The organism is Streptomyces sp. CB02056 (assembly GCF_001905545.1).
Taxonomy (GTDB): Bacteria; Actinomycetota; Actinomycetes; order Streptomycetales; family Streptomycetaceae; genus Kitasatospora.
The window spans coordinates 329327-342113 of record NZ_LIPD01000007.1 but is presented as its reverse complement, the minus strand read 5'-3'; the positions used below and the strand labels follow the sequence as shown (position 1 = coordinate 342113).

The following is a 12787-nucleotide window of genomic DNA, read 5'->3' as shown; positions in this document are numbered from 1 at the left end:
ATGCACGCACCCCGACGCCGCACGCTGATCCGACGTGATCCGAAAGAGAGGACCTAGCCTTCCGAGAGCTCCGCCCCGCCCGGTCGTTCCAGCTCCGCGACGGTCTCGGACAGCCAGGCCCGCTCGGCCGCCGTGGAGGCCCGGGCGACGAGCAGCATCCCGCGCCGGAAGGGGTTCGGCTCGCGCTCGGCGGTCACCGGCTGCCCCGTCCCGTCGTAGAAGAAGCTGCTCGGAGCGTCCAGGAAGGCCAGTCGGCGGCGGAGCACGGCGGCCTGCCGGGTCGGGTCGGCGAGATGGTGCAGGAACGTGGTGACGGTGAAGAAGCGGATCTGGTCGGTGATCTCGGCCTGCTCCGGGTCGGCCAGTCGGCGCAGCAGTTCGGCCCGCCCTTGCGCCGTCAGCTCCAGCGTCTGCCGCGGTGCGGCGCCGCTGCCCGGTTCGGTGCGGCGGTGCAGCAGTCCGGCCTTCTCCAGTCGGGCGATGGCGGGGTAGAGCGCGCCGTCGCTCACCGGTCGGACATGACCGGTCAGTCCGGTGATCCGGGACTTGAGCTCGTAGCCGTGAAGCGGCTGGTCGTACAGGAAACCGAGGATCGCGAGCGTCAACACGGCTGGAGCCCTTCGGTCGGAGTGCGCCCTGTGGAGTCGTCATGTTACCTCTTGTCGATGTGCCTCGAAACGATGTATCTCTATTCGAGGCAGGTCGAGAGGGCCGCAGCCGATCGAGGAGAGCCGAGGCGGGCCGGGGCCGGCCCGGTCACGTACGAGCACCACAGGGGAAGGGAGATTCCCAATGATGTTGTCAAGCCAGGGCGGTGACGCCTCGTGACTGCCTTACTGCGCTGGGGCGGCGTTCTTGGGCGCAACTGCATCGAAGGTGCGGCTGTCGCGTATGAGGGCCCAGAGCACGTTGAGACGGCGCCTGGCGAGGGCCAGGACGGCCTGCTTGTGGGACTTGCCCTCGTCGCGCTTGCGCCGGTAGAACGCCTTCGAGACGGGGCAGTGGACAGCGGCGACCTGGGCGGAGAGGTAGAACATCCGCAGGAGTCTTCGGCTGTAGCGGCGGGGTCGGCGGAGGTTGCCGCTGACCTTGCCGGAGTCGCGGGGCACGGGGGCGAGGCCGGCGACCCCGGCGAGGCGGTCGGGACTGCCGAAGGCGGCCATGTCGCCGCCGGTGGCGGCGATGAACTCGGCGCCGAGCATGTCGCCGATGCCGGGCATGCTGGTGATCACCTCGGCGTGGGGGTGCTCGCGAAACCGGCCCTCGATCAGGGCTTCGAGCTCGGCGATCTCCTGGTCGAGGGACATCACCTCCCTGGCCAGGGTGTGGACCATCCTGGCGGCGGTCTTCTCCCCGGGAACGGCGGTGAACTGGGCCTCGGCGGCCGTGACCGCGGCTTCGGCCGTGCTCTTCGCCGTGGGCGCGGTGCGCACGCCATGACTCTTCAGCCAGGCCGCCAGTCGGGCCCGACCGATGCGCCGGAGTGCGGCCGGCGTCCGGTAGCCCGTCAGCAGCACGAGGGCGCTCTTGGAGACGCTGTAGTCGAAGGCCCGTTCCAGGGCCGGGAAGTACTCCAGCATCTGGGCGCGCAGCCGGTTGATGGCACGGGTGCGGTCGGCGGACAGGTCCATGCGGCGGGCGGTGAGGATCTTCAGATCGACTGCGATCTCGCCGGCCTGGTCCAGCGGTTGCAGGTCGCGGCGCATGCGGGCGGTGTCGGCGATGACGAAGGCGTCCTTGGCGTCCGTCTTCCCGTTGCCCCGGTAGGCGGCCGAGGCGTGGTGCACGGTCCGGCCGGGGATGTAGAGCAGCTTCTGCGAGTGGTTGACCAGGAGCGCGATCCACAGCGCGGCGCCGCCCGCGTTCAGGTCCACCGCCCACGTCACCGGGTTGCCGTCGGCCAGCTCCAGGACGTCGCTGAGCAGTTCCAGCAGTTCGGCCTCGTTGTTCGGCACCCGGCGGGAGAGCACCGTCTTCCCGTCCGTGTCGATCGCCGTGCAGTGGTGCTCGGCCTTGCCCGCATCCGTCCCGGCCCACAGTTCGGGCATCCAATCCTCCTCGCTCGACGTGCCTGTTCACAGTCCCAGCAGACGACCTCGCCGACATGTCCATACGAGCGATCTTGTTCCGCGCATCCCAATCAGCGGCCGAGTCGTCGCGGGATGCCGGGCGGCCAATCTCCCTCAGCCACGGACGCGGCAATGACATGACAGCCACACCCGGCATCCCTGGGTGCCCTGATCTTACGAATGACCAGAACGATCCCACGAAGAAAGGTATGGAAGGGCATGCGCGGCCAGTTGCGCCGACTCACGGCATTGGCGGTACCCGTCTACGCGGAGCTGCTGTCCGGGGTGATCGCCTCGGTGATCGGGGCCCTCTGGGTGGCCGGTCTCGGCGGGGCCGCGGTCGCGGCCGTCACCCTGGCCGGCACCGTCGAGAACCTGCTGCTCGGCCTGGTCCTGGTGGTCGCCTCCGGTACCAGCGTCAGGCTCTCCCACGCCCTCGGTGCCGGCGATCACGCCGAAGCCGCCCGGACCACCCGCGCGGCCTGGCGGCTCTGTGCCGCGGTCAGCGCGGCGCTCGCCGTCCCCGGCTTCCTGCTGCGCGACCGGCTGGCAGGCGCCTTCCTGGACGGCGAAGCTGCCGAACAGGCCGCCGGTTACCTCGCCGTCGCGTTCCCGGCCTTCGCGCTCTTCGTCGGCCAGCGCGTCGCCGACGAGCTGTTCAAGGGCGCGGGCGACACCCGCACCCCGATGCGGATCGCCCTGCTCTCCAACGCGCTGCTGCTCCTCCTCGACCCCCTGCTGATCCTCGGCCCGGGGCCGCTGCCCGCCCTCGGCGTGCCGGGCGCCGCCCTGGCCCTGGTCCTCTCCCGGGCGATCGCCCTCGCCGTCACCCTGCGAGTGCGGCGCGGGCGGCGACTACGGAAGCCGGTGAGACGCGAGGAACCGCAGCCGCAGGACCCCGGCGGCACCGGGGGAGCGGGCGCGGCGGCGGTACACATCCTGCGCGCGGGCGCACCGTTCGGTCTGGACTTCACCGCCCGGATGGCCGTCGGAACCGCCCAACTCGGCCTGGTCGCGGGCTTCGGCGTCGCGGCGGTGGCCGGCTACGGCCTCGGCTACCGCGTCCTGCTCGTCGCCACCATGGCCTTCTACGCGCTGCGCCAGGCCGCCGCGATCGAGGCGGCACGGCTGACCGGTGCGGGAGAGGTCGCCGCGCTGCACACCCTGCGCCGCGCCACCGGACGCCTCGCCGCGCTGCTCGGTGGGGTGGCGGCGCTGCTCGCCGTCACGCTCGCCGTGCCGCTGACCGCGCTCTTCACCGAGGACCGGGCGGTGGCCGCGCAGTCCGTCGGCTTCCTGCGCTCGGCGGCCCTCTACCTGCTGCCGTACGCGCTGGTGGTGGCGGTCGGCGGAGTGCACCAGGCGGCGGGCGCCGGGCGCCCGCTGGTGGTCTCCGTCCTGCTCGGTCTCGGGACCCAACTCGCCGCCTCGGCGGCCCTGTCCGGGCCGCTGGGGGTGTCGGGGGTGTGGCTCGGGCCTGCGGTGGGCGCGGCCGTGCAGCTCGCGCTGCTCGCCACACTGACACGGTCGCGGAGTCCGCGCGGGACTGTCGGTGGTGTGTGCCAGGGTGGGGGCCATGGCACACACCCCGGACGGGCGGCCGATCCCGCCCCCGCACACCGATGAACGCACCACGCTGGAGAACTGGTTGGACTTCCAGCGGGCCACGCTCGCCCGGAAGGCCGACGGCCTCGACGACCACCAGGTGCGGCTGGCGTCCGTCCCACCGTCCACGATGACCCTGCTGGGCCTGGTTCAGCACCTCGCCGAGGTCGAACGCACCTGGTACCAGCGGGTGTTCGCCGGGCAGGACGTCCCGCCGGTGTACGGCGCGGACAACGCCGACGGCTACGGGCTGGCCCCGGAGCGCGGGATGGCCGAGGCGCTGCGGGACTGGCAGACAGAGGTCGACCGGGGCCGGGAGCTGACCGCGGACAAGCCGCTGGAGGCGGCCGGCCCGCTCTCCCCGCAGGTCGCCGCGGTGATCGGCGCGGACAGCGTCTCGCTGCGCTGGATCCTGGTGCACCTGATCGAGGAGTACGCCCGCCACAACGGCCACGCCGACCTGCTCCGGGAGTCCGTCGACGGCGCCACCGGGGTGTGAACCAAACCGGGGTCTGACGGCACGGGCGTTGCTCAGCGCCGGCCGGCGGACTCCGGCCGCGCGCCCGACGCCGGCCCGGCGGTCCGGTCGGCAGCCCCACCGGCCGTCGGTCCGGCCGCTCGTCCGGTCAGCCGCGCGGCGAGCAGCGTCCCCGCGCCGGCCACCGCCGCCATGGTCAGCGCGGACGGCGCGAGCGCCGTGCCGGGGTCCGTACGGCCGGCGGCGGCGGTGGCCAGGGCGATGCCCAGCGCCGGGCCGATGTTCAGCACGGTCTGCTGCAGGCCGCCCGCGACCCCGGCCCGGGCGGCGGCCGCGCCCCGGACCACCATCGTGGTGGCGGTGGCCATCACCGCACCGAAGCCGGTGCCGAGCAGCGCGAAGCAGCCGCCGATCGCGAGCGTCCCGGTGCCGGTGCCGGTGCCGGTGCCGAGAAGTGCCGTGAGCAGCGCTCCCGTGGTGATCAGGGCCATTCCCGGCAGCACCACCGCCCGCTCGCCGTGACGTTTCGCCAGCCAGGCGGAACCGGGCGCCGCGAGGATCATCGTCACCGCGAGCGGCACCGCCCGCAGGGCGCTCCGCAGGGGGTCGAGCCCGAGCACGTCCTGGAGGTAGTAGGTGGCCGGGAAGAGCGTTCCCTGGAGCGCGGCGGAGGCGGCGAGCAGGACGACGAGGGGCGGCGCGACGGCCGTGGAGCGGAGCAGCGCGGGCGGCAGCAGGGGGTCGGCGGTCCGGCGTTCGTGGCGTACCAGGACGAGGGCGAGGACTCCGGCCGCGGTGAGGCCGAGCAGTGGAACGGCCGGTCGGCCGGTGTCCGGCAGCGTCACCAGGCTCTGCACCAGGAGGGCCAGCGCGAGTGCGAGCAGGGCCGCGCCGGGCAGGTCGAGCCCGCTGCCGTGACGGCCGTCGTGCTCGCTGCTGTGCCGGTTGCCGCGCCCGGCGGCCGGGGATCGGGTGTCGGGCGATCCGGCTCCGGCCGGTACCGCGAGGGCCGCCAGGAGGGCGGCCGCGGCGGGCAGCAGGCCCAGCAGGAAGACCGACCGCCAGCCGAGGTGCGTGGTCAGTGCGCCGCCGACCAGCGGTCCGGCCGCCGCCGCGAGCCCGATGGCGGCGGTGCGGATCGCGATCGGGCCGGCCAGGCGGTCGGCGGGCCAGGCGGCCCGCAGCATGCCCAGGGTGGCCGGTTGCAACAGCGCGCCGGCCGCGCCCTGCAGGACGCGCAGCGCGACGACCCAGCCGATGCCGGGTGCGACGGCGATCCCGAGCGAGGCGGCGGCGAAGCCGGTCACGCCGAGCGCGAAGACCCGCCGGTGCCCGTACCGGTCGCCGAGGCGGCCGGCGAAGACCAGCAGGGCGGCGACGGTGACCAGGTAGCCGGTACTGGCCCACTGGACGGCGGCGACGGAGGCGTGCAGGTCGTGCTGGAGGGCCGGCCGGGCGACGGTCAGCGCGGTGCCGTCGACGGCGACCAGGACGGCGCCGGTGATGCTCGCGGCCAGGACGAGCCCCCGGTGGTGCCGTGGCGGGTTCATCGGGCCGAGGGGCCGAGGTGGGCGTCCAGCGTGGCGCGCAGCAGTGGCTCGACGGAGTCGTCGCCGGTGATGAGGCGCAGGCTGCCCCAGGTGCGCAGTTGGGCGAGGCCGTGCAGGTTGGACCAGAGGGCGGCGGTGGCGGCGGCCGGATCGTCGGACTGCGGGTGCACCTCGGTGACCAGGCCGACGAAGGTGAGGAACAGCGGCAGGGTGGTGCGGCGAAGTTCGATGCCGCTGCCCTCCAGCAGGTCGTGACGGAACATCAGCTCGAACATGCCGGGGTTGGCGGCCGCGAAGCCGAGGTAGGCGCGGGCGAGCGCGTCGAGGCGGGTGCGCGCGTCGGCGCCGGTGGCGGCGGTGAGGGCGTCGGCGCCCGCGAGGGTGTCGGTGAGCCTGCCGAAGCCCTGCTGGGCGATGGCGGCGAGGAGTTCGCGGTGGGTGGGGAAGTGGCGGCGGGGCGCGCCGTGCGAGACCCCGGCGCGGCGGGCGATCTCGCGCAGGCCGAGCGCCTGGACGCCGCCCTCGGCCACCAACTCGACGCCGGCGGCCACCAGTCGGGCCCGCAGGTCCTGCTCCTGTTCGGTCATGAGGACACTGTCTACCAGCTGCGCGTAGACAGTGTCTACTCGCGGCCGCACCGATGCCCGGGCAGAATCGATCGCGTGACCGATCACGTGGACGAAGGCGGCGAGCCGGCCTGCTGGCTGGACCGGGTGTGCCCCGAGTGCGGACGGTTGCGCGAGCGGACCGGCCCGGGCAGCTGCGAGAACTGCGGCGCGGACGGCACGGACGGTGCGGACGCGCAGGACGACGCGTAGGGCGACGGGTCAGGCGACTGAGACCGAGCCCGGCCCGGCCGGGGTCAGCCGGGCCGGCGCCCCGCGGAGCCGCCGCTACTGGGGCGGCTGGTCGCGGAACTGGTTCTTGAGCTGCTCCTGGGCGGCGTCGACCTGCCCGCTGTACTTGCCCTCGGTGCGCTGGTCGACGGCGTCGCCCGCCTTGTCGACGGCCTTGTCGGCCTGGTCCTCGTGGCCCTTCAGCAGGCTCTTGAGCTTATCCATCATGGACATCTGGTCACACTCCTGGATGAGACGCCCCCACCCCTCCAATATCGCCGCGTGCGCTGCGGTCCGCATCCCGCAAGGTGTGCGTAAAGGCTTGGCAACGGGATTCCGATCATGTCCAATCATGACCCTCACGGCCCGTCGGAAGGAGTCGCCCTGATGCTGCGCACCCGTCGCTCCACCTCGCCGCTCGACCGTTCCACCCCGTACGACCGCACCACCTCTCCAGGACGCCCGCGAACCGCCGCCACCCGGCGGAGCGCGGGCGCCGCCCTGACCGTCGCTGCCCTGGTCGCCCCGCTGCTGCTGGCCGGCGCCGGCAGCGCCTCGGCCGACCCGGACCCGGCGCGCAAGGGCGCCAAGCTGGCCTCCCGGCTGGTCGAGGCGAGCAGCGCCCGGGATGCCCGGGCCACGCTGGCCGCGCTCCAGCTGATCGCGGACCGCAACGGCGGTACCCGGCCGGCCGGTTCGAAGGGGCACGACCAGTCCGCGCAGTACGTCTACGAGCAGGCGCGGCGGGCCGGACTCAACGTGTCCAAGCAGGAGTTCGTCTACACCTACTTCGAGGCCCGCTCCGAGCACCTCGACGTGGTCTCCCCGAAGGCCGAGTCGGTGCCGGTGATCGCCATGACGTACTCGGTGAGCGGTCCGGAGGCGGGCCTGACCGCGGACCTGGCGGTCGCTCCGGTCGGTGCCACCACCGGCTGCACGCCCGCCGACTACCCGGCGGGCGCCTTCACCGGCAAGATCGCCCTGATCCGGCGCGGCGGGTGCAGCTTCGCCGAGAAGCAGGCCGCCGCGGCCGGCGCGGGGGCGGCCGGGGCGATCATCTACAACAACACCGAGGGCAGCCTCAACGGGACGCTCAGCGAGCCGACGGCGGGGAGGATCCCGACCGGCGGGATCACCGAGGCCGCGGGCGCGGCGCTGGCCGCCCAGGCCGCCGCCGGGCCCGTCCGGGTGACCCTGGACATCCGCACCTTCATGGAGCAGCGCAAGACCTGGAACGTCATCGCCGAGACCCGCGGCGGCGACCCGAACCACACCGTGATGGTCGGCGCGCACCTCGACTCCGTCCCCGAGGGGCCGGGCATCAACGACAACGGCTCCGGCACGGCCGGAATCCTGGAGGTCGCGAAGAACCTCAGCGTCCACCCGGTGAAGAACAAGGTCAGGTTCGCCTGGTGGTCGGCCGAGGAGTTCGGCCTCAAGGGCGCCGAGAAGTACGTGACCTCCCTCTCCGACGCGGAGAAGAAGAAGATCAGCCTCTACCTCAACTTCGACATGATCGCTTCCCCCAACTACGCGCAGTTCGTCTACAACGGCTCCGGCAGCGCCGGCGGGGACGCGGGCCCCGAGGGCTCGGCCCAGCTGGAGCGGGACATCAACGGCTACCTGGAGGGCCGGGGCCTGCCGCACGACCCGACCGCCTTCGACGGCCGCTCCGACTACGGTCCGTTCATCGACGCGGGCATCCCGGCCGGCGGCACCGACACCGGTGCCGAGAAGGTCAAGTCCCCGGAGCAGGCGGCCCGTTACGGCGGCACGGCCGGCGTCGCGTACGACCCGTGCTACCACAAGGCCTGCGACAACCTGGGCAACATCGACATGGGCGCCTTCGACGTCAACATCGACGTGATCGCGAACGCCATCGGCACCTACGCCTGGGACCTCTCCTCGCTGCACCGGCCCGTCCCGGCCCAGCGCCCGGCCGCGAAGGCGGCGCCCGGCGCCGGCGCGGGCGCGACGGGTATCGGCGGCACCAACGGCGACCGCTCCCACGGCGTGGCGGCCTGACGCCCGGGTGGGCCCACCGCCGCCCCCGGCCGGCGGGCCCACCCGACCGCCGTACGCGACTGCTCCATCCGGGACCTCCCTCCGTCATCGGCCCTGGTGGCCACGGGTGCCGTCACCGTAGCGGAGAGCACTGACAAATCCGGCCGCGGGCCGGTACGGTGCCGCGCGGGGCGCATCCGCCGAGACCCGGTGGGTGCGCCGAGCACGGTCCTGACACCATGGGACCGAGATCACGACACCGTGACACCCTCGGAGGAGTCAGCAACATGAGCACGCACTACGACGTCGTCGTCCTCGGCGCGGGCCCGGGCGGCTACACCGCCGCCGTCCGTTCGGCCCAGCTGGGGCTGAAGGTCGCGGTCATCGAGGCCAAGTACTGGGGCGGCGTCTGCCTCAACGTCGGCTGCATCCCCTCCAAGGCCCTGCTGCGCAACGCCGAGCTCGCCCACATCTTCACCAAGGAGGCCAAGACCTTCGGCATCAAGGTCGAGGGCCAGGTGACCTTCGACTTCGGCGAGGCCTTCCGGCGCAGCCGGTCGGTGGCCGACGGCCGGGTCAAGGGCGTCCACTACCTGATGAAGAAGAACGGCATCACCGAGTACGACGGCTGGGGCACCTTCGTCGACGATCACACCCTCCAGGTGGCGCTCAGCGGCGGCGGCTTCGACGTCGTCACCTTCGACCACTGCGTCATCGCCGCCGGTGCCACCACCCGCCTGCTGCCCGGCACCAGCCTGAGCGACCGCGTGGTCACCTACGAGGAGCAGATCCTCACCGAGCAGCTGCCGGAGAGCATCATCATCGCGGGCGCCGGCGCGATCGGCGTCGAGTTCGCCTACGTGCTGCACAACTACGGCGTGAAGGTCACCATCGTCGAGTTCCTGGACCGCGTGGTGCCGCTGGAGGACGTCGAGGTCTCCACCGAACTCGCCAAGCAGTACCGCAAGCTGGGCATCGAGGTGCTGACCTCCACCCGGGTCGAGTCGATCGACGACAGCGACCCGAACGCCAAGGTCCGGGTCACCGTCACCAAGGACGGCCAGCAGCAGGTGCTGGAGGCCGACAAGGTGCTCCAGGCGATCGGCTTCGCGCCGCGGGTCAACGGCTACGGCCTGGAGAACACCGGGGTCAAGCTCACCGACCGCAACGCCATCGCGGTGGACGGCCGCGGCCGCACCAGCGTCGAGCACATCTTCGCGATCGGCGACGTGACCGCCAAGCTGATGCTCGCGCACGCCGCCGAGACGATGGCCGTGATCGCCGCCGAGACCATCGGCGGGGCGGAGACCATGGAGGTCGACTTCGCCATGATCCCGCGCGCCACCTACTGCCAGCCGCAGATCGCCTCCTTCGGCTACACCGAGGCGCAGGCCCGCGACCTGGGCTACGACGTCAAGGTCGCCAAGTTCCCGTTCACCGCCAACGGCAAGGCGCACGGGCTCGGCCACCCGATCGGCTTCGTCAAGGTCATCAGCGACAGCACCCACGGCGAGCTGCTCGGCGCCCATCTGATCGGCCCCGAGGTCACGGAGCTGCTGCCGGAGCTGACGCTGGCCCAGCAGTGGGACCTGACCGTCCACGAGGTCGCCCGCAACGTGCACGCCCACCCGACCCTGGGCGAGGCGGTCAAGGAGGCCATCCACGGCCTCGCCGGTCACATGATCAACATGTGACGCGCCCTCCCCGAGCGCACGCCGCGCCCCGTCGAGCGACCGCTCGGCGGGGGCGCGGCGCGGTTCCGCCCAAGGGCCAGGGGTGCTGGAAAGGGCCCCGCGGCCGTCAGGCGTGCCCGGCGATCAGGCCGAGCCGGCCGTCGAAGCGGCGGTAGAGCACCCGGCCCCGGCCGCTGACCGGGTGGGCGAAGAACAGGAACGGCAGCTCCGCGCCCGTCAGCCGGTCGACGGCCTGCGCCTCCGTCAGCCGGGGCGCGCCGTACGGGCTGAGGGTGATCGGCGAGGTCCGGCGGCCGGGCGGACCGGCGGGGACGGTACGGGCGAGGCGGTAGCCGGTCGGCCCGACCCGGTAGACCACGGCGTCGGTCTCGGTCGCCGGATCGGTGAACAGGTGGATGTCGTAGTCCATCGCGTCCATGGTCCGGGCGGCGGCCGCCGGCGAGCACCACACCAGCGAGGGCTCCTTGCGGCGGACCACCCGGAGCTCGCGGACGGCCCCGCCGCCCGGCCCGCCGCCGCCCGGCCCACCGGAGTCCGGCGCACGGTGGCCCGGCCAGGGGCGCGGCGCCCAGGCCCCCGTGACGGCCCTGATCCTGCCGCGCAGCGCGTCGCTCACCCGGTCGATGGAGTCGCCCAGCCCGGCCGCGGCCTCCTGGACGCGGATCCGCCGACCGTCCACCTCGGCGTTCACCTGCGCCAGCACGCCCCCGGCGACGGCCGCGAGCCGGACCCGCAGGGCCTCCACCAGCGTCCCCACCCCCGGAGCCGCCGCCGCGGCGGCCACCCGGGCCCGCGTCTCGGCCAGGACCTCGCCGGTCAGCCCCTCGAACGCCCTCACCGTGACCAACTCGCCCATCCCCAGGCCTTTCCACTCCCAGCCGGCGCATACCGGCGACCAGGATCCCGGGCCCCCGGCCGCGCGGCCAGGGCCCAACGGCCCCACTGCGGGGGGCCGGGCGGACCAGCCGGGCGGTGGGGACGGCGACCCGTGCCGTAGGTGAACGGGACGGGAGAGGCACCGTGCCCGGGCTGGTAGGCGCCGGCACGGGGGAGCGCGGCGCGCGGCCGGCGTCGGCTGCTGACGGCGGACCGGGGGCCCGACGACGAGCCGGGGCCTGTGACGAACAGGCGCCGCGCCCTCACCCGCCGGGCCGGCCGCCCCTGCCCTGCTCCGGGCGCCGACCCCGGTCCGCTCCGCGGCCGGGCCGGTCGCCCGCCGCAGCGGCCTGCACCCCCGGGAGGCCGGGCGTGCCGCGGGTGCGCAGCTCGCCGAGCACCGCCCAGCCGACCGACACCACCGGCACCGCCACCACCGCGCCCAGGACCCCCGCCAGCACCGCGCCGCCGGCCACCGACACCGCGATCACCACCGGGTGGATGCGGACGGACCAGCTGAGCACCAGCGGATGCAGCAGGTGCCCCTCGATCTGGCCGATGACCACGATCAGCGCGAGCACCAGCAGCGCGATCACCGGCCCCCGGGCGGCGAGCGCGACCACGGCGGCGACCGCCAGGGCGATCGGGGAACCGATCAGCGGGATGAGGGTCGCCGCGAACTCCAGCACCATCAGCGGCAGGACCAGCGGCACCCGCAGGATCGCCAGCGCGATGCCCACCAGCACCGCGTTGGAGGCCGCCACGATCAGCACGCCCCGGGTGTAGCCCGCGAAGGTGAGCCAGGCGGCGCGGCCGGCGCGGTCCCAGGCCGAACGGCTCCGGACCGGCAGCTGCCGCTGCGCCCAGGACCACATCCGGTCGCCGGAGTGCAGGAAGAACACCGAGCAGAACACCGCGAGCGCCAGCCCGGTGACCAGCTCGACGACCCGGCCGGCGCCGCTCAGCGCGGTGCTGAGCAGGGTGGAGCGGTGGGCCGAGATGAACGCGCCGATCTTGGCCCGCAGGTCGGTGACGGTGCCGGGCCGCAGGTGGAAAGGGGCGCCGGTGAGCCAGTGGTCGATCCGGGAGAGGCCGCCGCGCAGCTCGTTGCCCAGCCGGCCCCACTCGTCGGCGACGGTGGTGCCGACCAGCGCCAGCACCCCGCCGACGGCCGCGAGGGCGCAGAGGAGGACGACCAGGACGGCGAGCGAGCGCGGCATGCCGCGGGCCAGCAGGTCGACCGGCGGGCGCAGCACGGAGGTGATCACCAGCGCCACGAACAGTGCGACGACCGGCAGTTCGAGCCGGGCGAGGACGTCGACGACCAGGTAGGCGGCGAGCCCGAGCAGCACCAGCCGCCAGGTGTAGCCGGCCGTCGTCCGCAGTCCGGAGGGGACGTGCTCCCCGGACGGATACGGGTCGGGGCCCGGGCCCGGAGCCCCCGTCCGGGTCCGGCGCGCCGACACCCGGGGGCGGCGGCTGCCCAGCGGCACGGGCCGCCGGTCCGGTCCGGCGCCGTTCACTCCCACGGGCGGTCTCCTCGGGCTCGGCCGGGTGTCGTCCTCTCACGTCACGATGACCCATACCGCGACGGTTCGCCCTGCGGCGGCGCCGGGTCCCGTCACCCGGACAGCGGCATGCCGACCGCGTCGGTGTGCGGGCGTGCCGGGCCCGG

Annotated in this window: 12 protein-coding genes; 5 read left to right on the top strand and 7 right to left on the bottom strand. The window is 73.8% G+C overall.

The window, feature by feature from the left end; all coding sequences use genetic code 11:
• Positions 1 to 53 precede the first annotated feature (53 nt).
• Both AMK13_RS20375 and AMK13_RS20370 read right to left on the bottom strand, forming a co-directional pair.
• A complete protein-coding gene (locus AMK13_RS20375; RefSeq protein WP_074003532.1) occupies positions 54 to 608 on the bottom strand; it encodes a PadR family transcriptional regulator in 555 nt (184 codons plus the stop codon).
• A gap of 225 nt (positions 609 to 833) precedes the next feature.
• A complete protein-coding gene (locus AMK13_RS20370) occupies positions 834 to 2048 on the bottom strand; it encodes an IS110 family transposase (RefSeq protein ID WP_074003531.1) in 1215 nt (404 codons plus the stop codon).
• 240 nt (positions 2049 to 2288) lie between these two features.
• Between AMK13_RS20370 and AMK13_RS20365 the strand changes: the two genes are divergently transcribed.
• Together AMK13_RS20365 and AMK13_RS20360 are read left to right on the top strand one after the other, a co-directional pair.
• On the top strand, positions 2289 to 3695 hold the full coding sequence (locus tag AMK13_RS20365) for an MATE family efflux transporter (RefSeq protein WP_158077731.1): 1407 nt from the start codon (positions 2289 to 2291) through the stop codon (positions 3693 to 3695).
• Complete coding sequence (locus AMK13_RS20360) at positions 3646 to 4173, top strand: DinB family protein (protein WP_074003529.1); 528 nt, start codon at positions 3646 to 3648, stop codon at positions 4171 to 4173. The genes AMK13_RS20365 and AMK13_RS20360 overlap by 50 nt, the downstream gene beginning before the upstream one ends.
• Before the next feature lie 32 nt (positions 4174 to 4205).
• Here the strand turns inward: AMK13_RS20360 and AMK13_RS20355 are convergent, their stop codons facing one another.
• Together AMK13_RS20355 and AMK13_RS20350 are read right to left on the bottom strand one after the other, a co-directional pair.
• Positions 4206 to 5702, bottom strand: a complete 1497-nt coding sequence (locus AMK13_RS20355; RefSeq protein ID WP_074003528.1) for an MFS transporter — start codon at positions 5700 to 5702, stop codon at positions 4206 to 4208.
• Positions 5699 to 6289, bottom strand: coding sequence for a TetR/AcrR family transcriptional regulator (locus tag AMK13_RS20350; protein WP_074003527.1), 591 nt, complete (start codon positions 6287 to 6289; stop codon positions 5699 to 5701). Before AMK13_RS20350 ends, AMK13_RS20355 begins: the two co-directional genes overlap by 4 nt.
• 75 nt (positions 6290 to 6364) lie before the next feature.
• Between AMK13_RS20350 and AMK13_RS43600 the strand changes: the two genes are divergently transcribed.
• Positions 6365 to 6520 (top strand): hypothetical protein, encoded by a 156-nt coding sequence (locus AMK13_RS43600; protein WP_158077730.1) that lies wholly within the window; start codon positions 6365 to 6367, stop codon positions 6518 to 6520.
• 75 nt (positions 6521 to 6595) lie between these two features.
• On the opposite strand, the gene AMK13_RS20345 is transcribed toward AMK13_RS43600, so the two are convergent.
• On the bottom strand, positions 6596 to 6772 hold the full coding sequence (locus AMK13_RS20345; RefSeq protein ID WP_049656309.1) for an antitoxin: 177 nt from the start codon (positions 6770 to 6772) through the stop codon (positions 6596 to 6598).
• Positions 6773 to 6925: 153 nt separating this feature from the next.
• Here AMK13_RS20345 and AMK13_RS20340 point away from each other — a divergent pair, with 153 nt between their 5' ends.
• The gene (locus tag AMK13_RS20340) at positions 6926 to 8563 is read left to right on the top strand and encodes a M28 family peptidase (RefSeq protein ID WP_079272314.1); all 1638 of its coding nucleotides are present in this window, start codon (positions 6926 to 6928) and stop codon (positions 8561 to 8563) included.
• A gap of 266 nt (positions 8564 to 8829) precedes the next feature.
• Positions 8830 to 10236 (top strand): dihydrolipoyl dehydrogenase, encoded by a 1407-nt coding sequence (gene lpdA / locus AMK13_RS20335; RefSeq protein ID WP_074003526.1) that lies wholly within the window; start codon positions 8830 to 8832, stop codon positions 10234 to 10236.
• Between the two features lie 106 nt (positions 10237 to 10342).
• On the opposite strand, the gene AMK13_RS20330 is transcribed toward lpdA, so the two are convergent.
• Together AMK13_RS20330 and AMK13_RS20325 are read right to left on the bottom strand one after the other, a co-directional pair.
• Positions 10343 to 11092: a sigma 54 modulation/S30EA ribosomal C-terminal domain-containing protein gene (locus AMK13_RS20330; protein WP_074003525.1), complete on the bottom strand. Its 750-nt coding sequence runs from the start codon at positions 11090 to 11092 to the stop codon at positions 10343 to 10345.
• A 283-nt stretch (positions 11093 to 11375) separates the two neighbouring features.
• Positions 11376 to 12641, bottom strand: coding sequence for an AI-2E family transporter (locus AMK13_RS20325; RefSeq protein WP_107418793.1), 1266 nt, complete (start codon positions 12639 to 12641; stop codon positions 11376 to 11378).
• Positions 12642 to 12787 lie beyond the last annotated feature (146 nt).